The sequence below is a fragment of the Pseudomonas sp. efr-133-TYG-23 genome (assembly GCF_030209215.1).
Lineage (GTDB): Bacteria > Pseudomonadota > Gammaproteobacteria > Pseudomonadales > Pseudomonadaceae > Aquipseudomonas > Aquipseudomonas rhodesiae.
Window position 1 is genome coordinate 1 of the sequence record NZ_JARVSL010000043.1, and the last position, 21,922, is coordinate 21,922.

A 21,922-nucleotide genomic window follows, 5' to 3' on the forward strand; every position below is an offset into this window, starting at 1 on the left:
TTAACTTTGGCACATAGATGCCGTTAGGAAGGGGGCGTCCATTCCATTACCACAGGGTGGCGCGGTACCACCAATCTTTATGCTGACCACAGGGAAGCGCGGTGCCACCTATCTTTATGCTGACCACAAGGAATCGGGGCAAGACACACTCATTGCGGCGCGCCTGCTTTCTTTGGTGAGCAAACTGCGCAAAAGGCTTATCGGATGGACACCGCCGCTCGCGCGCTATGCAGTTTTTTGTAGCTGTCGATCAGGCGCAAATGCCGGTCCAGCCCTTCGAGCTTCATGCTGGTCGGGGTCAGGCCATGGAAGCGCACGCTGCCGTTGACCGAGCCGATCACGGCGTCCATGCGTTCGTCGCCGAACATGCGCCGGAAGTTAACTTCGTAGTCCGCCAGTTCCAGATCGTCGTCCAGTTCCATCTCCAGCACGGCGTTGAGCGCCTGGTAGAACAACCCGCGCTCGGCGGTGTTGTCGTTGTATTGCAGGAACATCTCCACGCACTCCTTGGCCTCTTCGTATTGGCGCAAGGCGAGGAAGATCAGCAGTTTCAGTTCCAGGATGGTCAGTTGGCCCCACGCGGTGTTGTCGTCGAACTCAATGCCGATCAGGGTAGTGATGTCGGTGTAATCGTCCAATTCGCTTTCGATCAAGCGCTCAACCAACGCCTCAAGTTCTGCGTCGTCCAAGCGGTGCAGGTTGAGGATATCGGCGCGGAAAAACAGGGCCTTGTTGGTGTTGTCCCAGATCAGATCTTCCACCGGATAGATTTCCGAATAGTCCGGTACCAGAATCCGACAGGCCGTGGCGCCGAGGTGTTCGTACACCGCCATGTAGGACTCTTTACCCATGTTGTCGAGAATGCCGAACAGCGTCGCGGCCTCCTCGGCGTTGGAATTTTCACCCTGGCCGGAGAAGTCCCATTCGACAAACTCGTAATCCGACTGCGCACTGAAGAAGCGCCACGACACCACGCCGCTGGAGTCGATAAAGTGTTCGACGAAGTTGTTTGGTTCGGTCACTGCCTGGCCTTCGAAGGTCGGCTGCGGCAGGTCGTTCAGGCCTTCGAAACTGCGGCCTTGCAGCAGTTCGGTGAGGCTGCGCTCCAGCGCCACTTCCAGACTCGGGTGTGCGCCGAACGAAGCGAACACGCCGCCGGTGCGTGGGTTCATCAGGGTCACGCACATCACCGGGAACTCACCGCCCAAGGACGCGTCTTTGACCAGCACCGGAAAACCCTGGGCCTCCAAACCCTGAATACCCGCCAGGATGTTCGGGTACTTGGCCAGCACCTCGGCAGGCACGTCCGGCAGGGCGAATTCGCCTTCGATGATTTCGCGCTTCACCGCCCGCTCGAAGATCTCCGACAGGCACTGCACCTGGGCTTCAGCCAAGGTGTTACCAGCGCTCATGCCGTTACTGAGGTAGAGGTTTTCAATCAGGTTGGACGGGAAATACACCACCTCATCATCGGAGCGACGCACGAACGGCAGCGATACGATGCCGCGCGCCTCGTTGCCGGAGTTGGTGTCGAACAGGTGCGAGCCACGCAGTTCGCCATCGCGGTTGTAGACCTTCAGGCAATAGGCGTCGAGGATTTCCGACGGCAGTTCATCGTTCGGGCCGGGCTGGAACCAGCGCTCATCGGGGTAATGCACGAACGCCGCGTTGGCCAGCTCTTCGCCCCAGAACTGGTCGTTATAGAAGAAGTTGCAGTTGAGCCGCTCGATGAACTCGCCCAGGGCCGACGCCAGAGCGCTCTCTTTGGTCGCGCCCTTGCCGTTGGTGAAGCACATCGGCGAGTGCGCATCGCGGATATGCAGCGACCACACGTTCGGCACGATATTGCGCCACGACGCGATTTCAATCTTCATGCCCAGGTCAGCCAGGATGCCGGACATATTGGCGATGGTCTGCTCCAGCGGCAGGTCCTTACCGGCGATATAGGTACCGCCGTCGGACAACGCGCTGGGCATTAACAAGGCCTGGGCGTCGGCGTCGAGGTTGTCTACTTCTTCGATCACGAATTGCGGCCCGGCCTGCACCACTTTCTTCACGGTGCAACGGTCAATGGAACGCAGGATACCTTGACGGTCCTTATCGGAGATGTCCGCCGGCAACTCGACCTGAATCTTGAAAATCTGGTTGTAGCGGTTTTCCGGGTCGACGATGTTGTTCTGCGACAAGCGGATATTTTCGGTGGGGATATTGCGCGTCTGGCAGTACAGCTTCACGAAGTAGGCCGCGCACAGTGCGGACGACGCCAGGAAGTAATCGAAGGGGCCCGGGGCCGAGCCATCGCCTTTGTAGCGAATGGGCTGGTCGGCAATCACCGTGAAGTCATCGAACTTGGCTTCAAGCCGGAGGTTGTCGAGAAAGTTGACCTTAATTTCCATGCGGGCACACCAGAATAACGGGCTAAACAAAAATGGCCGCCATTATGGGGTTTTTCCTCAGGAAATTTCAGGCTTTTGACCAGCGGCGGATCAATTGCCAAATGAATATTAACTTTTTGTGACTTGCCGCCGATGGAGTGGGCGCAACCAGGGAGTAGTCCGAATGCGCAACAATCAGCCCGTAACACAACGCGAGATTTCCCTCGCGCCGCAGCAGAAACTCATCTCCGCCACCGATGTGCAGGGCATGATCACTTACTGCAACGATGCCTTTGTCGAAATCAGCGGCTTTGAACGTGACGATCTGATCGGTGCGCCCCAGAACATCGTGCGTCACCCCGACGTACCGCCGGCCGTATTCGCGCACATGTGGAGCGCGCTCAAACAGGGCTTGCCCTGGATGGGCATCGTCAAGAACCGCTCGAAGAACGGCGACCATTATTGGGTCAACGCCTACGTCACACCGATATTCGATGGCAGCCGGGTGGTCGGTTTCGAGTCGGTGCGGGTCAAGCCCACTGCCGATGAAATCCGCCGCGCCCAGGCCCTCTATCAACGGATCAGCCAAGGCAAAACCGCTGTACCGCGCCAGGACGCCTGGCTGCCCCATCTATTGAGCTGCGTGCCCTATCTGGCCAGCGGTATTGCCGGCAGCCTGGCCGGGTTGTTTCTCAGTGCGCCAGTGGCGGTCGCGGTCGCCGTGACGGTGGCGGTGCCCATCGGCCTGCTTTGTTCGAGCGCCCGCCATGGCAGCACCTTGCGCCTGCTGCAAGGGGTCGAGCCGTCCACCTCGGATGCGTTGATCGCGCAGATGTACAGCGACGCTCGCGGCCCGCAGGCACGTTTGGAAACCGCCTTCCAGAGCCAGAACGCACGCCTGAAAACGTGCCTCACCCGCTTGCAGGACAGTGCCGAACAACTCAGCACCCTGGCCGGTCAGTCCGACCAACTGGCTTCCGCCAGCTCCCGGGGCCTGGACCGTCAGCGCGTGGAGACCGAACAGGTCTCGGCCGCCGTCAATCAGATGGCCGCCACCACCCAGGAGGTCGCCAGCCATGTGCAACGCACCGCCGACGCTACCCAGCAAGCCAACGTATTGACCGGCCGTGGCCGCGACGTGGCGCGCGATACTCGCCAGGCCATTGAGCGTTTGTCGGCGGTGGTCGGCGAGACCGGCGTCACCGTGGCGCAACTGGCCCGCGACAGCGATGAAATCGGCAGCGTGGTCGATGTGATCAAAGGCATCGCCGACCAGACCAACCTGCTGGCCCTCAACGCCGCCATCGAAGCAGCCCGCGCCGGTGAACAGGGGCGCGGCTTTGCCGTAGTGGCCGACGAAGTCCGTCAGCTGGCCCAGCGCACCACGCAATCGACCACTCAGATCCATGGGCTGATCACGCAGTTGCAGGCGTCCTCCAACAACGCCGTGCAAAGCATGCAGAACGGCCAGCGCCAAGCCCAGGAAGGCGTGGCGTGGGTGCTGGAGGCCGACCAGGCGTTGGTAGGCATCAGTGAGGCGGTGTCCCATATCACCGACATGACCACCCAGATCGCCGCCGCCACCGAGGAGCAAAGCGCGGTGGCCGAAGAGATCAGCCGCAATATCACCACCATTGCCGAACTGGCCGATCAGACCTCGGTACAGGCCCGTCAATCGACAACCCTGAGCAAGGAGCTGACCGACACCGCGTCGACTCAGTACGCGTTGGTCGAGCGGTTCAATCGCTAGGCCAAACCTGCAGCGGTGCGCGGGGATGCATCCAAGGCAGCGTCAAGGCTGCCGGCGATACATCCCCGTCAGGTAGTCGGGGAAGTCCGGCTCCGCGTTGTGCTTGATCACCGCAAAATCTTTTACCAACTGAATGTGGTACGGGCCAGTGCCTTTGGCGGCCAGGGGTGCGCGCACAATGATCAGGTTGTCGGTTTCCATCGGCACACGCTGTTGCGTGGTGACAATGGGTTTGCCGGTGCCGGTGTCGTTGAGGGTCACGCTGAATTCAGCCACTTCCCGGCCTTGGGCGTCGCGCTGCGGCAGGATCTTCAGGTCGAGGTCACCGTCGCGACCCAGGTAGTCGTCGCGCATCTGATAGTGGCCGCTGCGTTGGTCGCGGGCCACGTCGCCGTACTTGGCGTACTCCGGCTCGCGGTCCACGGCGTGCAGTTGCACCGTCAACTCAGACGCGCCCTTCTTGCCGCTGCCGACCCAGGCACCGCTGTAATCGAACGGTTCGACGCCAGCGCGGGTGATCTGCCAGGTGCCGGTCTGATGCCCATCCTCGGTCGATTCGTGCAGGTAAACGAAGGGTTTGTCGTCGTAGTCGCCCATCGACCCCACCAGTTTGATCGGCTTGCCACTGCCACTTTTGGTGTAGCGCACTTCGCCGATCAGTACCTCGCCTTGCTGCTGATACCAGAGCTGCACCGGGATCTTGCCGTTGAGGGTGCCGGCGAGCATCTGTGGGTCTTCGTTGACCGGCCCTTCCAGTCGAGGGGTTTCGTGCCATTGGCCGTCCTTCCATTCGCCAGTGGTGCGCAGCATGTAGCCCTTGGGCATGCTGGTGTCGTCATCGTCGCTGGCGGGGACTTCTTGTTGCGTATAGGCGCTGAGTCGCACCAGCTCGCCGTTGCGCATTTGCCAACGGCTGGCGCGGGTCCAGCAGCAGCCACGGTCGGTCTGCGAATGGATGATGCCGTCCTTGGGGGTGACCGAGAACATGCCGCCGGAGGTTTCGTTAGCCAGGTCCGTGAGGGGGCGGTTGAGCACCCAGCGCGGTTGCTGGGGGTCTTGCAGGTACACATCGTAGTTCGACTGAAAGCCTGCATCGGCGCCGTCGCCGTTGCGAATCGCCAGGTCCTGGCGGCCGTCCTGGTCGATATCGGCGAAATACACCACGCCGTCTTCGCCGACCAAGCGCCAGTCCAGGGTCTTGCCGTTGCTATCGAGCGGCACTCCGGCGGCGGGGGTGGAAAATTGCTGGAGGATCGCCAGGGAGGTTTTGTCGCGCAGCGTGATCAGCGCCGGCGCCAGTTGCTGCAAGTCCTGCGGCACATCCGGGAACAGCACTTCGACAAGAAACTGGCCGCTGGGGTCATTCAGCGAAAACGAGCGGGGTTCGGCCATGGCCGGGGCCGCGAACATCGTAGAGACAAGCACTGCGCTGACGAGCGAACGCATGTAAAGCATCCTTGCTGAAATCCGGGGGCCGCAGTGTAAAGGCAAACCGTGAACAAATCGCTGTTGATGCGCGCGGGTGCGCTGCTATGTTGCGTGCTTCTGACGCGAAGGGGATGCCATGGAACCGTTAGCCGACAACAAGTCCGACACAGATAAAACTGTGGGAGGGGGCTTACCCCCGATGGCGGCGTGTCAGCTGGCTTATCCATTACTGAGCCAGCCTGATCGGGGGCAAGCCCCCTCCCACATTGGGCTCTATGCTGTCTGGGCTCATTGTGTTTCAAAGGCTAGGTTCAGCAGTCCAGCTCCGCCCCCCCGACACCAAGCCCGGCACAGATAAAAACTGTGGGAGGGGGCTTGCCCCCGATGGCGGCGTGTCAGCTGGCTTATCCATTACTGAGCCAGCCTGCTCGGGGGCAAGCCCCCTCCCACATTTGGCTCTGTGCTGTCTGGGCTCATTGTGTTTCAAAGGCTAGGTTCAGCAGTCCAGCTCCGCCCCCCCGACACCAAGCCCGACACAGATAAAACTGTGGGAGGGGGCTTGCCCCCGATGGCGGCGTGTCAGCTGGCTTGTCCATTACTGAGCCAGCCTGATCGGGGGCAAGCCCCCTCCCACATTGGGCTCCGTGCTGTCTGGGCTCATTGCGTTTCAAAGGCTAGGTTTGCAGCAGTCGAGCTCCGCCCGGCACCAAGCCAGATGCAGATAAAAACTGTGGGAGGGGGCTTGCCCCCGATGGCGGCGTGTCAGCTGGCTTATCCATTACTGAGCCACCTTGATCGGGGGCAGGCCCCCTCCCACCTTGGGCTCTGTGTAGCTCCGGATTCAGCAGGACACTTGCACCTCCACCACCCCACCCTTCAACCGCGCCGGCCATACCCGCAGGCGTTGGTGTGGGGTTTCCAGGCACTGGCCGTCCTGCAAGCGGTAATGCTGTTTGTAGATCGGCGCGGCCACCACCAGCTCGCCCTTGATGTTGCCCACCAGGCCACGGCCGATCACGTTGGCGCCGGACTCCGGGTCGTGGTTGTCGATGGCGTAGAGCGTCTGCGCTTCGGCGTCAGGCAGGTAGAACAGCGCGACTTGCGCGCCATCAAGCCACACCACCACGCCGGAATTGCGCACCAGGTCGCCCTCATTGCAGACGTTTTTCCAAGTGGCAAGTGTGCGTTGGGTATTGGACTGGCTCATCATGCAAGTTCCTCGGTAACAGCAATCAGGTTGAGTTCGGCGGCCATTATCGGACGGCGCTGGCCCCGTTCCTGGACGAAGTGGATGTCCGGGTCTGGGCGCTTGTCGTTGACGAAGGTGCGGAAGCGTTTGAGTTTTTCCGGGTCCTTGAGGGCGTTGGCCCATTCGCATTCATAGCGGTCGACCACCAGTTGCATCTGCGCCTCCAGCTCGGCGCCCAAACCCAGGCTGTCGTGCAGGATCACGTCCTTGAGGAAATCCAGCCCGCCTTCCAGGCTTTCGCGCCAGACCGAAGTGCGTTGCAACTTGTCGGCGGTGCGGATGTAGAACATCAGGAAACGGTCGATGTAGCGGATCAGCGTGGCGTCGTCGAGGTCGGTGGCGAACAGTTCGGCATGGCGCGGGCGCATGCCGCCGTTGCCGGCGATGTAGAGGTTCCAGCCCTTCTCGGTGGCGATCACGCCCACGTCCTTGCTCTGGGCTTCGGCGCATTCGCGGGTGCAGCCGGACACCGCGAACTTGAGCTTGTGCGGCGAGCGCAGGCCCTTGTAGCGGTCCTCGATCAGCAGCGCCATTTTCACGCTGTCTTGTACGCCGTAACGGCACCAGGTGCTGCCGACGCAGGATTTGACCGTACGCGTGGACTTGCCATACGCATGCCCCGTCTCGAAACCGGCGGCGATCAGCTCGCCCCAGATATCCGGCAGTTCGTGCAGTTGCGCGCCGAACAGGTCGATGCGCTGGCCACCGGTGATCTTGGTATAGAGGTTGTATTTCTTCGCCACCTCGCCGATCACGATCAGCTTCTCAGCAGTGATCTCGCCCCCCGGAATCCGTGGCACCACCGAGTAGGTGCCGTTCTTCTGCATATTGGCCATGAACGTGTCGTTGGTGTCCTGCAACGGCACCAGCGACGGGTCCATGATCGGCTGGTTCCAGCACGATGCCAGGATCGAGCCCACCGCCGGTTTGCACACATCGCAACCGGTGTGGCCACGGCCATGTTTGGCCAGCAGTTCGTCGAACGTGATCACCCCCTCCACGCGCACCAGGGCGTACAACTCCTGGCGGGTATAGGCGAAGTGTTCGCACAGACTCTTGTCGACACTGACGCCACGGGCCACCAGCTCATGTTCGAACACCTGCTTAAGCAGCCCGGCGCAGCCACCGCAGCCGGTGCAGGCTTTGGTCTGCGCCTTGAGCACGCCGAGGTCGCCGCAGCCGCCATCGATGGCCGCACAGATCGCGCCTTTGGTGACGTTGTGGCAGGAACACACCGTGGCCGATTCCGGCAACGCGCCAGGGCCGAGGGTCGGTGCACCGGCCGACGACGGCAGGATCAGGCTGGCGGGCTCGGCCGGCAAGGCGATGCCGTTCTGCAGATATTGCAGCAGCGTGTCGTAGTAGCTGTTGTCGCCGACCAACACCGCGCCGATCACCTGCTTGCCGGCCGCGTCCACCACCAGGCGGCGGTAGCTGGCGGTGGCCTCGTCGATAAACTGATAGCTGCGCGCGCCCGGTGTGTGGGCGTGGGCATCGCCGATGGAGCCCACATCCACGCCAAGCAACTTGAGCTTGGTGGACATATCCGCGCCTACAAACGGCTCGGCGCCCTGCCCGCACAGCAACGCCGCCACGCCACGGGCCATCTGGTAGCCGGGCGCAACCAGGCCGAACAAGCTGCCGTTCCACGAGGCACACTCGCCGATTGCATAGATATGCGGGTCGCAGCTCCGGCATTCGTCGTTGATCGCCACCCCGCCGCGCGGACCGATTTCCAACCCGGCCTGGCGCGCCAGGGCGTCCTGGGCGCGGATACCGGCGGAAAACACGATAAGGTCGGTTTCCAGAAATTCGTCGTTGGCGAAATTCATGCGATAGCGGTATTGCTCACCGGCGCTGATCGATTGCGTGGCACGCGACAAATGCACGCCAACGCCCAGCCGTTCGATCTGCGCCTTGAGCGCCAAACCGCCGAAGTCATCCAGTTGCACCGGCATCAGGCGCGGCGCGAACTCCACCACATGGGCTTCCAGGCCGAGGCTTTTAAGGGCGTTGGCCGCCTCCAGGCCGAGCAACCCACCGCCGACCACCACGCCGCGCCGCGCATTGGCAGCGGCGGCACGAATGGCGTCTAGGTCTTGCAGGGTGCGGTACACCAGGCGCGAGTCACCTTCGGCACCTTCGATGGGCGGCACAAACGGGTACGAACCGGTGGCCAGCACCAGTTTGTCGTAGGTCACGCGGCCCTGGGCGGTGACCACCTGGCGCTGGGTGCGGTCGATGTCCAGCACCTGCACACCAAGGTGCAAGGTCACCCCCGGCGTCTGGTACAACGCCGCGTCGGATAACGCCAGCGACTCGGCATCGCGGCCGGTGAAGTACTCGGACAAATGCACGCGGTCATAGGCACGCATCGGCTCTTCGCTGAACACATGCAGTTGGTAGTGATCCAGCGCGCCGCGTTCGATCAACTGCTCCACGCAGTGATGACCGACCATGCCATTGCCGACGACGATCAGGGTTTGCAGCTGGTTCAAACTGGCGTTATTGGCGTTCATATAAGCACCCGACAAAGCTCATCACGGTTTGAAAAAAAGCAAAAAAAAACGCCTGAAACCTTACGGTTCCAGGCGTCTTTGCCTGTTCTTATACGGTTGGCATCGGACGACTTCGCCGATTCCACCGCTATTGCCCATGTTGTCGATCGTCGTTGACCGAAGGGGGTTGTCGGGGATCTTGCAGGCTCTGTGCCAACCTGTCGCGACCCCGTACTCACGGCCTCAACGCCGGTTTAACCCTTGCGATTGCGCCTCCAACTGGTGCGCGGCGCGTCATAAAAGGGCACGGGTCGCTTGCTCTCGCCAGTCGGCACAACGGCAGCAAGCGCCGTCGGCACCGTCAGTAAGGCGTGTGCAGGAACATGGCGCGCCGCTTGCTAGGTACAGCGCAACAGAGCAGTCAACGCTGATTGCCCATCCACGACAAAGGCGCCGTGTAATCCCCGTTTCCAACGGAGGGTTACGCGGCGCTTTTTTTTGCCGGGCAGAAAAGGTTCGAGGGTTATCGATGGCAAACCAACACGTACGCAGTGTGTGCCCCTATTGTGGCGTGGGCTGCGGCATCGTCATGCAGGTCCAGGACAACACAGTGGTCAAGGTGATCGGCGACCCTGACCACCCCACCAACGCCGGGCGCCTGTGCACCAAGGGCACTACCTGCGGGCAAGCCATTGCCGAGTCCGGGCGCATGGAGAACGCTTACTTGCGCCAGGCTCGCGACCGCGACCCGGTACGCATCGCCATGGACGAGGCCATCGCCAAGACGGCCGGGCGCCTGCGCAACGTGCTGGAGCGACATGGCCCCGATGCCTTGGCGTTTTACGTCTCCGGGCAGATGTCACTGGAGGCCCAATACCTGGTCAACAAGTTGGCCAAGGGTTTTGTGGGCACCCGCCATATCGAATCCAATTCACGGCTGTGCATGGCCAGCGCCGGCAGCGGCTACAAACTGTCCCTGGGTTCCGACGGGCCGCCGGGCTCTTATGAGGACTTCGATCGCGCCGACCTGTTCTTCGTGATCGGCGCCAATATGGCCGACTGTCACCCCATCCTGTTCCTGCGCATGATGGACCGGGTCAAGGCCGGGGCGAAGTTGATCGTGGTCGACCCACGGCGCAGCGCCACCGCCGACAAGGCGCACCTGCACCTGCCGATCAACCCCGGCACCGACCTCGCATTGCTCAACGGCTTGCTGCACCTGCTGGTGAAAAACGGCCACACCGACCCGGCCTTTATCGCCACCTTCACCGAGGGTTGGGAGGTCATGCCCGCGTTCCTGGAGGACTATTCGCCGCAGCAGGTCGCCGCCATCACCGGCCTGGCCGAAGCCGACATTCGCCAGGCCGCCACCTGGATCGGCGAGGCCGCCGAGTGGATGAGTTGCTGGACCATGGGCCTCAACCAGAGCACCCATGGCACCTGGAACACCAACGCGCTGTGCAACTTGCACTTGGCCACCGGCGCCATCTGCCGCCCGGGCAGTGGGCCGTTTTCCCTCACCGGCCAACCCAATGCCATGGGCGGGCGCGAGATGGGTTATATGGGCCCGGGCCTGCCGGGGCAACGTTCGATGCTGGTGGACACCGACCGCGCCTTTATCGAAGACCTGTGGCAGATCCCCGCCGACCGCCTGCCGCGGCAGGCCAGCGACGGCACCGTGGCGATGTTCGAGCAAATGGCCGCCGGGCAAATCAAAGCCTGCTGGATCATCTGCACCAACCCGGTGGCCAGCGTGCCGAACCGGCAAACCGTGCTCGATGGGCTGCAGGCCGCCGACCTGGTGATCACCCAGGACGCGTACCTCGACACCGAAACCAACCGCTATGCCGACATCCTCTTGCCCGGCGCGCTGTGGGCCGAAGCCGAAGGGGTAATGATCAACTCCGAGCGCAACCTGACCCTGATGCAACCAGCCGTACAGCCGCCGGGCGACACCCTGGCCGACTGGCAGATCATCGCCCGCGTCGCCTGTGCAATGGGCTATGCCGAGGCGTTCACCTACGCCGACGCCAGTGAGGTGTTCGAAGAACTCAAACGCGCCTGCAACCCCGCCACCGGCTATGACCTGCGCGGCGCCAGCTATGAGCGGCTGCGCCAGACACCGTTGCAATGGCCGCTGGCATCGGCCGAGTCGGCGCCGCGCAACCCGATCCGCTACCTCGCACACGGCACGTTGCGCTTCGCCACCGCCAGCGGCAAAGGTCAGTTCTTTGCGCGCCCGCACCTGCCACCGGCGGAGCTGCCCGACGATGGCTTCCCGTTCGTGCTCAACACCGGGCGCTTGCAGCACCAATGGCACACCCTGACCAAGACCGGCAAAGTCGCCACGCTGAACAAACTCAACCCCGGCCCCTTTGTCGAGATCCACCCCGATGACGCCGTGCGCCTGGGCCTTCAGACCAAGCAGCCAGTGCAAGTGCGTTCGCGGCGCGGCTACGCGGTATTGCCTGCGTTGATCAGCGACCGCGTGCAACCGGGCCAATGTTTCGCGCCCTTTCACTGGAACGACGTGTTTGGCGAACATTTGGCGATCAACGCGGTGACTTCGGATGCGGTCGACCCGATGTCGTTGCAGCCGGAATTCAAGTGCTGCGCCGTCACCCTGGAACGTGTCGAGCTGATCGACCATCAGTTCCTCGACTCGCCCACCCAGGCGACCACCGACCTTCCCCTTTGCGCAACGGAACCCGCCATGTCGCGCATCGACGCCTTCGCCGAAATCGCTGGCCTGCGTAGCGTCATCCCGCCGCCACTGAGCGACAGCGAACGCACCTACCTCGCCGGCTTTGTCAGCGGCCTGCGCGCCGACAACGCACGCCAGGCCGGTGGTGTGCCGGTGCTACCGCCCACGGCGCCGTTAGCCGACGAGGCGCGGCTGTGGGTCGACGGTTTGCTCGGCGGGCTGTTCAGTCGCGCCTCGCCGGCCAATGCCAACACACTGCCCGCCTCTCCCGCCGTGACCTTGCTGTGGGCTTCCCAGACCGGCAATGCCGAAGCATTGGCCGAGCGCTGTGCCCAGCGCCTGCGTGAGGCTGGGATCAGCGTCGAGCTGAGCGCAATGGCGGATTTCCCAGCGAGCCGACTGGCAAGCACCCAGAACCTGGCATTGATCAGCAGCACCTTCGGCGACGGCGACCCACCGGACAATGGCGCAGGTTTCTGGCACAGCCTCAGCCGTGTCGAAACGCGCCTGGAGTCCCTGCGGTTTGCGGTGCTGGCCCTGGGCGATCCGAACTACGAGCAGTTCTGCAAGCACGGCAAACGCCTTGATCAACGCCTGCTGGAGCTGGGGGCCACCCGCCTGTTGGAGCGCGTCGATTGCGACACCGAATTCCAAGCGCACGCCGATGCCTGGCTGCTGCGCTTGCAGCACAGCCTCAACCCGGCCAAGGCGCCGGCAGCCGCCACACCCGCCGGCAAGACCAAGCTGTACGGTTCGCGCCTGCTGCTCAACCGCCATCTCAACCCCCATAGCCGCCATAAAGAAACCCGCCAGTTCGCCCTGGACCTGGCCGACTCCGGGCTCAGCTATGAAGCCGGCGATGCCCTCGGCGTGCGGCCGCGCAACTGCCCCGAACTGGTCCACGAACTGCTCGAATTGACCGGCCTGAAGGCGTCGGCCAGCGTCACTATCGACACCTTCGGCGAGGTCTCGCTGCAACAGGCGTTGACCCAGCACTTCGAAATCGCCCGGCCCAGCAGCGAGACCCTGGCGTTTATCGCCGAGCGCAGCGCCGATGGGGGGCTTGAGCAGTTATTGCGGCCCGAGCACAAGGCCGAATTGAACGGCTGGCTGTGGGGTCGGCAACTGGCGGACGTGCTACACGCCTACCCCATTGAGTGCTCGGCGGACGAGCTGCTGGGCACCCTGCGGCGTCTGCAACCGCGCCTCTACTCGATTGCGTCCAGCGCCAAGGCCCACCCCGGTGAAGTCCACCTGACCGTCGCGGCCGTGCGCTATGGCAAACGCAAAGGCGTGTCCTCGACCTTTCTCGCCGACCGCGTCGGCGACGGTGAAGTGCCGGTGTTCGTGCAGCCGTCCAAACATTTCCGCCCCCCCAGCGACGGCGATGTGCCGACGATCATGATCGGCCCTGGCACCGGCGTGGCGCCGTTTCGCGCGTTTTTGCAGGAGCGCCGCGCCCTCGGGCACCCGGGGCGTAACTGGCTGTTCTTCGGCGAGCAGTACGCCGCCAGCGACTTTTATTACCAAGACGAGCTGCAAGGCATGCAGCGCGACGGCCTGCTGACCCACCTGAGCCTGGCGTTCTCCCGCGATCAGGCGCAAAAAATCTATGTGCAGGACCGCATCCGCGAGCAAGGCGCCGAGCTGTGGCGCTGGCTGCAGGACGGCGCCAAGGTGTACATCTGCGGAGACGCCAGCCATATGGCTAAGGATGTTGACCAGGCGCTGCGCCAGATCGCGCAAACCCACGGCGGGCTGGGCCCGGAGCACGCCGTGGACTACTGGCGCCAACTGAGTGAGCAAAAACGCTATCTGCGTGATGTGTACTGATTGGATACAGAACAATCGTCGATTGTATTGTGTACAAAAAACCCTAAAGGTTTACCAAGAGCGCGCCGAAACAGCAGTGATAGCAAATCGCCTCGCCTGGTTCAGGGGGCGTGGCGATTTGGCCGCCCTCCACGCTGATGGTCGTCTCGATGAAAATAAAAAATAAGCTTGTGCTGGCTTTTGTTTCGGTTGCGTTTATCCCAGTGAGCCTGGTGGCCGTCATCTCAGTGATGAACACCCGGACTCAGGCGGTGGATCAGTTCATCGACGGCAGTAACCGGGAAATCCGCCAGATCGATGGCAATATCCGCCAGTTCTTCGACGGCACGATGCAAAACGTCGATCAAATGGCCACGGATTCTGTATACACCTCGGTCAGCACGCTAAAGAATTACCAACCCGCCGACGCTGCCGCCCAACCGCTGCCCGCCGAAGCGCAAACGGTGATCGAGCGCTTCGCCCGCTATGGCGCCACCCACCCGGCGGCGGCGATCCTGTCCATCGGTCTGGAGGACGGCACCTACGCCAAATGGCCGGACGATCCGCAACTGGCCAAATACGACCCGCGCGCACGCCCCTGGTACAAAGCGGCGATGGCCAGCCCCGGCAAGACCGTGCGCACGCCGGCCTATTACTACGATAAAGACGACGTGGCCCTGGTAGGCACCGCACGCGCCATGCTCGACAGCGCTGGCAAACCCAAAGGGGTATTCGTAGTCAGCGTGTCGCTGAAGAACCTGACCGAACTGGTCAAGAGCATCAAGCTCGGCGACAGCGGTTACGTGATGTTGATCGAGGACGGCGTGGTGCTGGTCGACCCACGGGACGCCGCCCACAACTTCAAACCGCTGAAAGACTTGGGTACGGCCTACGTGCAATTGGCGCAAACCACGCAAGGCTCCACCGAAGTGGAGATCGACGGTGTGCGCTACATGGCCAACGTGTGGACTTCTCCCGGCCTGGGCTGGCGTTATATCGGCCTGATCGAAAAAAGCGAAGTGATGGCCGAGGCCACGCGCATGACCTACCTCACCGCCATCATCGTCGGCGTGCTGGTGTTGATTTTCGGCCTGATCGCCGCAGCGTTCTCCAAAGTGATCGTCAAGCCGATCGGCCAGGTCAGCACCGGCCTGCAGTCGATTGCCGAGGGCGAAGGCGACTTGCGCCATGAGCTGCGGGTACACGGCAAGGACGAAACCGCCGAACTGGCCGGCTGGTTCAACAAGTTTCTCGCCGCCATTCGCCAGTTGATCCAGCACATCGGCGCGGCCTCGGCCAACCTGCATAACGCGTCGAAGGTCAACAGCGAGGTGGCCCACAACATGAACGAGGCTGCCGGTCGCCAGCGCGAGGCGGTAGAACTGGTGTCCACTGCATTCAATGAAATGGTGGCCACCGCCAACGAAGTCGCCCGCTCCTGCAGCGGCGCGGCCGAATCCGCCGAGAATGGTCACCGCCGCGTGGCCGAGGGCAAACAACAGATCGAAGCGACCACCGACAACGTCAACCGCCTGGGCCGCCGCTTGAGCGAATCGTCCCAGGCCATGGTCGAGCTGGAGGCCGGCAGCCGCAGCATCAACCAAATCCTCGGCACCATCCGCGCGATTGCCGAACAGACCAACCTGCTGGCCCTCAACGCTGCCATCGAAGCGGCCCGTGCCGGCGACCAGGGCCGCGGCTTTGCCGTGGTAGCCGACGAAGTCCGCGCCCTGGCCAAGCGCACCTCCGACTCCACGGGCGAGATCGAACACCTGCTCGGCACCCTGGAAAGCAAAACCCAGGAAGTCACCCAGAAGATGGACAGCTGCATGGACCTGTCCAAAGCCAGCGTGTCGTCCATCGAAAACGCGCGGGACAGCTTCGAAGGCATCCAGACCTCGGTCAACGAAATCCGCGACCAGAACCTGCAAATCTCTGCCGCCGCCGAGGAACAACACAGCGTGGCTGAAGAGATCAACCGGCATATCCAGCAGATCTACGACGAAGCACGTTTGGTGGAAAGCCTGGCCAACTCGGCCCAGGATGACTCAGGGCGCCTGTCGAAGCTGTCGGATGAGTTAAATGGATTGGTGGGGCGGTTTAAGTCCTGAGGAGGGTTTCGCGCTGCTGTGAAACCAACCACTCCACAAATACCTGCAGCCGCGCGCAGAACTGATCGCCCGCGGCGCCAGGGTTGCGCGCTTCAAACAGAAAGAACGCTACCTAGGTGACCATCGCCGGGTGGCTCTGGAGGAACATCGCCACATGCTCTTCCAGTGTTTGTGGCCACATCGTTGCCGCTTCCGAGCGCAATATCTGCGTCGCCCTGATCAGTTTGCGCGACGCTTCACGCTGCAAGCGCAGCCGATCCGCCTCGATAACCGTTTGCCCGATAGCGCAGATATAGCTGTTCAATACCGAATAGACGTCACCATTCAACGCCAGCGCGATTTCACGGCATGGGCGAAACCGCTCGAAATGGACGCAGAGGTCATTGCCCCAAATACAACGACACTGATGCTTGAGCCAGAACCCCCAAAGATTGCGGTTTTCAACCGCCATGACCTGCGCGCGCTCGCCGATATCGAAGTCGACTTTGGTGACGTGCGGGTGACGCCGTTCAAGTTCACGGCGAACGCGTTCCAATTGCTCTGCTACCTGCGGGGTCTGCGGCTCGCGCAGCACCAGTGTAAGGTCCAGGTCGGACTGGCCGGGCGTCGCGTCACCCCGTGCGACGCTGCCGTAAACATACAAGCCATCGAGCCCCAACGTTTGCTGCGACAGCAGTGAGCAGGCATCCGCCAGCACCGACTGATACTCAGGCTGCACGGGCGCCTGCGCAACGGAGCGGATATAGCCCTCGGCGTCCAGGCCTTGTGACGCTGACACGCTCACGGCCGATGCACTTCAATCACCAGCCCCTCGCCCTCGCTCGGCACACAGAAATGCCGGGTGATCAGGTCAAACTCGGTGTCGGTGGCGGCAAAGTCGTGTTCGCCGCCGGCATTGCGCGCATGCAGGCGGGCGCGGCAGGTGGCGTCGTCCAGTTCCAGGTAATGCAGGCAGTGCGGCACTTGGGCGCTGTGGGCCAGGCTCAACAGCCATTCGCGATTGGCCAGGGTGTTGGCCGGAAAATCCAGCACCACATTGACGCCGGACTTGAGCAGGTCGATTACCAGTGGCCCCACCACCCCACGCATGCGTTGCGCACAGCGCAGGTAGTCAGCGATGGACAACACTTCACCGGGGTACAGTTGCGCCAGCCATGTGTCTTCGCTGAGCAGGATCGCACGGTGTTCAGCCACCAGGCGCCTGGCCAGTGTGGACTTGCCGGAGGCGATCTTGCCGCACAACAGGTGCAGAGTGGGCATGGCAGGAAACTCCTTTTTCTTCACGTGGCCTGGGATTGCCAATACTCGTAGAACGCCAACGATGCCACGTTCTTATCCTTGGCCTCCAGCATGATGTCGAAGCGATCCAGAAACTGCAGGGCGTAGTCGTTGGTCCAGCGGTTCCACATCTGTTCGCTATGGGCGTACAGGTCGCGCTTGGACACCACCTGCAACAGCGCATCCATCTCCAGCTTGCGTTCGGCGTCGAACCCCAGGTCTTGCAGACGCTCCTGAGGCTGGGAGTAGTGCATGGTCGGGCGCACGCCGCGCCAGCTGTCGATCACCCGGGCGACCCGTGGGGAATCGGGGTCGATATAGGCCTGCTCATGAATCCAGCAATGGTGGATATCGAGTACCACCGGGGCCAGATCGGCGACTTGCAGGCAGTGATCCAGGCCGTAGGTCTTTTCATCGTTTTCGAAGGTAATGCAGTGACGCGCCACCTCCGACAGCCGCGCCCACACCGCGCGTGTACCTTCCACGCCCAGGCGGCCGGCGATATGCACGTTGCATTTGAGATCCTGGAAGCGCCGGCCATAGCCCATCATGCGGATCATATCGGCGTGGTACTCAAATTCGGCCACGCTGTTTTCCACCACATTGGGGTTTTCCGAGCCGAGCACGCAGTACTGGCCGGGATGAAACGACAGGCGAATGTCCGAGGCCCGCGCCAACTCGCCGATGGCGGCGAAGCCCTCGATCAGTTGCTGTTGGATGGCCGGGTCGCGGTAGACGCCCGCCACTTTGGGGTGGCTGTAAAACGGCAGCAGATCGCTGCTCAGGCGCAACATGCGCAGGGTCGGCGGCAGCGTGGCGACGTACGCCAACAGCTGCAATTGCGCCGCCAGGTTGTGGGTGACCACCTCCACCAATTTGTCCCGGGCGACCCTGGTGTCGACGCTGTCCATCCAGCGCAACGTAGTGGTGCGCGGGTTGAATGGGCCTTCGATAAGTTTCAGGGCACCGGTCGAGAGCTGGCGGTCGGGGTGCTTGTATTGGCAGGCAAAGCCGATGCGAGGGTGGGTCATGGAAGGGCCTGGGCTGAGTGAGGGCGAGATCATAAGGGCTTGGGCCGGGGAACACGCAACGCGGTTCATAATATTTCGACACGTATCCTCGGCATAACATCTATGAACTTTCCTACAAATGACGCGTTCCTTTCCTATGCGAAGTCATCGCATCCCTGAGCCCAGGGCGCCGAACAAGTAAGGAGCCGCTTACCCCATGACTACCCTCCCCACCTACCCCGATATTCGGCCAGGTCCGTTGCACGCGACCTTGCTGGCCGGCGGCGTGCCGCTATTTTTGGGCGCGTTGCTCAGTGACATTGCCTACGCCCAGACCTTGCAGATTCAGTGGGCCAACTTCGCGTCCTGGCTGATTGCCGGTGCGCTGGTTTTCTGTGGTTTGGCGCTGCTGTTCGCGTTGGTGAACCTGCTGCGCGCGACCCACAAAGCCGGGCGGCCCGTCGTTTATGTGCTGCTGCTGTTGGTCACTTGGGTGCTGGGGTTGATCGATGCCTTCCAGCACGCCAAGGACGCTTACGCCATGATGCCCGCCGGCCTGGTGCTGTCGGCCATTGTGACCGTGCTGGCGATCCTCGCCACCTGGACCGGCCTGCGCACCGGAGGTGCCCGATGAAAACCTGCTTCCCATTGACCGTGCTCAGCGCCGCCCTGCTGCTGAGCGCTTGCGGCGCCGAAGGCGACAAAACCCAGGCCCGCGGCCCCGACCCCAAACTGCCGGAACAACAGAGCAGCCTGCTGCCGAGCATGAAAATCGCCGAGCCAACCCCATGGGGCGAGCAGAAACCCACCGTACCGGAGGGTTTCAGCATCACGGCAATCGCCACTGACCTTGCCATCCCACGCCAGACCCTGGTGCTGCCCAACGGCGATATCCTTGTCGCAGAAGGCCGTGGCGGCAGCGCGGCCAAGCTCAAGCCCAAGGACGTGATCGCCAGCGTGATCAAGGCCCAGGGCAACACCCAGGTCAAGAGCGGCAACCGCCTGACGCTGCTGCGCGACGCCGACGGCGATGGCACTTATGAACTCAAGACCGTATTCGCCGATAACCTCAACGCGCCCTACGGCCTGGCCTTCGCCGACGGCAAACTGTACGTGGCCAACCAGGATGCGCTGGTGCGGTTCGACTACAGCGATGGCCAGACCAAGGCCAGCGGCGCGCCGGTCAAAGTCACCGACCTGCCGGCGCAGATCAACCACCACTGGACCAAATCTCTGGCGGTGAGCGCCGACGGTCGTCAGTTGTATGTGGGGATCGGTTCCAACAGCAACATCACCGAGCGGGGCATGGAAGTAGAGATCGACCGTGCCATGGTCTGGCAGATCGATGCCCAGACCGGCGCGCACAAACCCTACGCCACCGGTTTGCGCAACCCCACCGCGCTGACGATCCAACCGGATTCCGGGCAATTGTGGACAGTCGTCAACGAACGCGACGAACTCGGCCCCGACCTGGTGCCGGATTACCTCACCTCCGTGCGTGAAGGCGCGTTCTACGGCTGGCCCTACAGCTACTGGGGCCAGAACGTCGACCCACGGGCGCAACCGCAGAACCCGGCTAAGGTCGCGGCTGCGATCAAACCCGACTACAGCCTGGGCTCCCATGTGGCCGCCCTGGGCGTGGACTTTTCCATCCCGGCCATGGGCGAACGCTTTGCCGACGGTGTGTTCGTCGGCGAGCACGGCAGTTGGAACCGCGATCAGCCGGTGGGCTACAAAGTGATCTTCGTGCCATTCAAGGATGGTAAACCGGCGGGCGAGCCCGTGGACTTCGCCACCGGTTTTCGCGGTGAAGATGGCAAAACCCGAGGGCGTCCAGTGGGGGTGACGGTGGATCCGAAAGGCGCATTGATCATCGCCGATGACTTGGCCAACACCGTGTGGCGGGTAACGCGCAACCGTTGATCGCGCACTGCCGGAGCGGTCCGACCGCTCCGGCAGGTTCACTTACAGGTCAGTGATCTCCTTGTGGCGCGGCACCAGCGCTTTCATCACGCTCCACGCGGTGAGGTAAGCCAGGGCGCAGATCGCGAACATGATCATGTAGCCGGTGTGGATGTCATTGATGGACTTGTAATAGTCGAACACCCAGCCGCCGATCTTGGTCATCACCACCCCACCCAGCCCACCGGCCATGCCGCCGATACCGACCACGGAGGCGACGGTCTTTTGCGGGAACATGTCGGAAACCGTGGTGAAGATATTGCACGACCATGCCTGGTGCGCCGAGGCGCCCACACCGATCAACAGTACCGGCACCCAGAAGCTGATGTAGCCCAAAGGCTGCGCCAGCAATACCACCAGCGGGAACAGTGCAATCACCAGCATGGCCTTCATGCGGCCGTCATAAGGCGCGTCGCCACGGGCCATAAAGTAGCTGGGGAACCAGCCGCCGCCGATGCTGCCGACCATGGTCATGCTGTACAGCACGGCCAGTGGCATCACGATATCGGCGCCTTTCATGCCGTATTGCGCCGCCAGGTAGGTGGGCAGCCAGAACAGGAAGAACCACCACACGCCGTCGGTCATAAACTTGCCGAAGGCAAAGGCCCAGGTCTGGCGGTAGGTGAGCAACCTGAACCACGAGACTTTTTTGCCAGTGGCCGGTGCAGTGGCGAACGGCTGCACGGTCTGGTCGCTACGGATGTAAGCCAACTCCTCGGCCGAAAGGCGCTTCTGATCCTCAGGCTTTTTATACAGCCCGACCCAGACCGCCACCCACACGAAACCGAGCATACCGATCACCATGAATGCCGCTTCCCAGCCCCACAAACCGGCGATCAGCGGCACGCAGATCGGCGCCAGGATCGCACCGACGTTGGCACCGGAGTTGAAGATACCAGTGGCTAGGGAGCGTTCTTTCTTGGGGAAGTATTCGGCAGTGGCTTTGATCGCAATCGGGAAATTACCCGCCTCGCCAATGGCCAGTACCGCGCGGGACAGCATAAAACCGGCGATCGACACCGGGATCACTGCCAGGCCGATAGCACCGCTGATAGCGGCGATGCCCTCGCCCATCGGCACGGAAAACGCATGCATGATCGCGCCGGTGGACCAGATGCCGATGGCAATCACGTAAGCGGCCTTGGTGCCGATCTTGTCGACAAAGCGCCCGGCGAACAGCATCGAAATCGCGTACACGAACTGGAACACGGCGGCGATATTGGCGTAATCGGTATTGCTCCAGCCGAACTGCGTCGACAACTGCGGGGCCAGCAGGCTCAGCACCTGGCGATCGAGGTAGTTGACGGTGGTGGCGAAAAACAGCATCGCGCAGATAGTCCAACGATAGTTGCCGACGGCCTGGCCGACACGATGGGCGTTGATGGGCTCGCTTAGATTCATGGCATCACTTTTTATTTTTGTTAGATAGGACATATGTAACGTCATATGTCGTCGTACAACTGCGACTTTTATATCGGGCCGTGTGGACGCTGTCAACGTGGTTTTGCGGGTAGATGAGTCAGTCTCGCGCAAGCAAAGTCATATGACGACAAGGCTGATAATCACCGTTTCAACCTGTTGGGGCGATTCTCAGAGTTGCGCACGCCTTGGGCATCGCCAGCGTGAGAAACGCGGTGTGCTGTCGAGGGTCTGCTGCGCAGCCCAGCGCAGCCCAGCGCAGGGCAAGCCAGCTCACCACAGCGTTATGAGCCAGTCTTTGAGATTTGCGTTGATACTGCCGTATT

At 62.2% G+C, this 21,922-nt stretch carries 12 protein-coding genes and 2 pseudogenes; 6 read left to right on the forward strand and 8 right to left on the reverse strand.

The window, feature by feature from the left end:
* Window positions 1-197: 197 nt before the first annotated feature.
* Window positions 198-2,396, reverse strand: a complete 2,199-nt coding sequence (locus tag QRN41_RS24655) for an OsmC domain/YcaO domain-containing protein (RefSeq protein ID WP_285422224.1) — start codon at window positions 2,394-2,396, stop codon at window positions 198-200.
* A 163-nt stretch (window positions 2,397-2,559) separates the two neighbouring features.
* Between QRN41_RS24655 and QRN41_RS24660 the strand changes: the two genes are divergently transcribed.
* A complete protein-coding gene (locus QRN41_RS24660) occupies window positions 2,560-4,125 on the forward strand; it encodes a methyl-accepting chemotaxis protein (protein WP_285422225.1) in 1,566 nt (521 codons plus the stop codon).
* A gap of 42 nt (window positions 4,126-4,167) precedes the next feature.
* Here QRN41_RS24660 and QRN41_RS24665 read toward each other — a convergent pair whose 3' ends face one another.
* The 3 genes from QRN41_RS24665 to nirB all read right to left on the reverse strand — a co-directional run bounded on the left by QRN41_RS24665 (window position 4,168) and on the right by nirB (window position 9,321).
* Entirely contained in the window at window positions 4,168-5,571 is a 1,404-nt protein-coding gene (locus tag QRN41_RS24665; protein ID WP_285422226.1) for an XAC2610-related protein, read from the reverse strand.
* An 823-nt stretch (window positions 5,572-6,394) separates the two neighbouring features.
* Window positions 6,395-6,760 (reverse strand): nitrite reductase small subunit NirD, encoded by a 366-nt coding sequence (gene nirD, locus QRN41_RS24670; RefSeq protein ID WP_034138274.1) that lies wholly within the window; start codon window positions 6,758-6,760, stop codon window positions 6,395-6,397.
* Entirely contained in the window at window positions 6,760-9,321 is a 2,562-nt protein-coding gene (nirB, locus tag QRN41_RS24675; protein WP_236218055.1) for a nitrite reductase large subunit NirB, read from the reverse strand. The genes nirD and nirB overlap by 1 nt, the downstream gene beginning before the upstream one ends.
* 508 nt (window positions 9,322-9,829) lie before the next feature.
* Between nirB and QRN41_RS24680 the strand changes: the two genes are divergently transcribed.
* The 3 genes and pseudogenes from QRN41_RS24680 (at window position 9,830) to QRN41_RS26410 (ending at window position 15,927) form a co-directional block, all read left to right on the forward strand.
* Window positions 9,830-13,837, forward strand: a complete 4,008-nt coding sequence (locus tag QRN41_RS24680; RefSeq protein WP_285422227.1) for a bifunctional nitrate reductase/sulfite reductase flavoprotein subunit alpha — start codon at window positions 9,830-9,832, stop codon at window positions 13,835-13,837.
* 230 nt (window positions 13,838-14,067) lie between these two features.
* Window positions 14,068-15,072, forward strand: a pseudogene (locus tag QRN41_RS26405) (cache domain-containing protein); the annotation flags it as partial.
* Window positions 15,073-15,159: 87 nt separating this feature from the next.
* The gene (locus tag QRN41_RS26410; RefSeq protein ID WP_376782731.1) at window positions 15,160-15,927 is read left to right on the forward strand and encodes a methyl-accepting chemotaxis protein; all 768 of its coding nucleotides are present in this window, start codon (window positions 15,160-15,162) and stop codon (window positions 15,925-15,927) included.
* On the opposite strand, the pseudogene QRN41_RS24690 reads toward QRN41_RS26410, so the two are convergent.
* From QRN41_RS24690 to uvsE, 3 genes and pseudogenes are all read right to left on the reverse strand, one after another.
* Window positions 15,917-16,711, reverse strand: a pseudogene (locus QRN41_RS24690) (nucleotidyltransferase domain-containing protein). The gene QRN41_RS26410 and the pseudogene QRN41_RS24690 sit on opposite strands and share 11 nt — an antisense overlap.
* The gene (locus QRN41_RS24695; RefSeq protein ID WP_285422229.1) at window positions 16,708-17,187 is read right to left on the reverse strand and encodes a P-loop nucleotide/nucleoside kinase family protein; all 480 of its coding nucleotides are present in this window, start codon (window positions 17,185-17,187) and stop codon (window positions 16,708-16,710) included. Before QRN41_RS24695 ends, QRN41_RS24690 begins: the two are co-directional and overlap by 4 nt.
* 20 nt (window positions 17,188-17,207) lie before the next feature.
* Complete coding sequence (gene uvsE, locus QRN41_RS24700) at window positions 17,208-18,236, reverse strand: UV DNA damage repair endonuclease UvsE (protein WP_213547226.1); 1,029 nt, start codon at window positions 18,234-18,236, stop codon at window positions 17,208-17,210.
* 196 nt (window positions 18,237-18,432) lie between these two features.
* On the opposite strand from uvsE, the gene QRN41_RS24705 reads away from it, so the two are divergent.
* On the forward strand, window positions 18,433-18,849 hold the full coding sequence (locus QRN41_RS24705) for a DUF2231 domain-containing protein (protein ID WP_285422230.1): 417 nt from the start codon (window positions 18,433-18,435) through the stop codon (window positions 18,847-18,849).
* Window positions 18,846-20,138: a PQQ-dependent sugar dehydrogenase gene (locus QRN41_RS24710; protein WP_034138282.1), complete on the forward strand. Its 1,293-nt coding sequence runs from the start codon at window positions 18,846-18,848 to the stop codon at window positions 20,136-20,138. The genes QRN41_RS24705 and QRN41_RS24710 overlap by 4 nt, the downstream gene beginning before the upstream one ends.
* Before the next feature lie 42 nt (window positions 20,139-20,180).
* Here the strand turns inward: QRN41_RS24710 and QRN41_RS24715 are convergent, their stop codons facing one another.
* Window positions 20,181-21,578, reverse strand: a complete 1,398-nt coding sequence (locus QRN41_RS24715; protein WP_034098152.1) for an MFS transporter — start codon at window positions 21,576-21,578, stop codon at window positions 20,181-20,183.
* Window positions 21,579-21,922: the final 344 nt, after the last annotated feature.

Bases quoted from the DNA above. Each gene is read 5' to 3' on its own strand.
- QRN41_RS24655 (WP_285422224.1), bottom strand. From the start codon at position 2,396: ATGGAAATTAAGGTCAACTTTCTCGACAACCTCCGGCTTGAAGCCAAG.
- QRN41_RS24660 (WP_285422225.1), top strand. From the start codon at position 2,560: ATGCGCAACAATCAGCCCGTAACACAACGCGAGATTTCCCTCGCGCCG.
- QRN41_RS24665 (WP_285422226.1), bottom strand. From the start codon at position 5,571: ATGCGTTCGCTCGTCAGCGCAGTGCTTGTCTCTACGATGTTCGCGGCC.
- nirD (WP_034138274.1), bottom strand. From the start codon at position 6,760: ATGAGCCAGTCCAATACCCAACGCACACTTGCCACTTGGAAAAACGTC.
- nirB (WP_236218055.1), bottom strand. From the start codon at position 9,321: ATGAACGCCAATAACGCCAGTTTGAACCAGCTGCAAACCCTGATCGTC.
- QRN41_RS24680 (WP_285422227.1), top strand. From the start codon at position 9,830: ATGGCAAACCAACACGTACGCAGTGTGTGCCCCTATTGTGGCGTGGGC.
- QRN41_RS26410 (WP_376782731.1), top strand. From the start codon at position 15,160: ATGAACGAGGCTGCCGGTCGCCAGCGCGAGGCGGTAGAACTGGTGTCC.
- QRN41_RS24695 (WP_285422229.1), bottom strand. From the start codon at position 17,187: ATGCCCACTCTGCACCTGTTGTGCGGCAAGATCGCCTCCGGCAAGTCC.
- uvsE (WP_213547226.1), bottom strand. From the start codon at position 18,236: ATGACCCACCCTCGCATCGGCTTTGCCTGCCAATACAAGCACCCCGAC.
- QRN41_RS24705 (WP_285422230.1), top strand. From the start codon at position 18,433: ATGACTACCCTCCCCACCTACCCCGATATTCGGCCAGGTCCGTTGCAC.
- QRN41_RS24710 (WP_034138282.1), top strand. From the start codon at position 18,846: ATGAAAACCTGCTTCCCATTGACCGTGCTCAGCGCCGCCCTGCTGCTG.
- QRN41_RS24715 (WP_034098152.1), bottom strand. From the start codon at position 21,578: ATGAATCTAAGCGAGCCCATCAACGCCCATCGTGTCGGCCAGGCCGTC.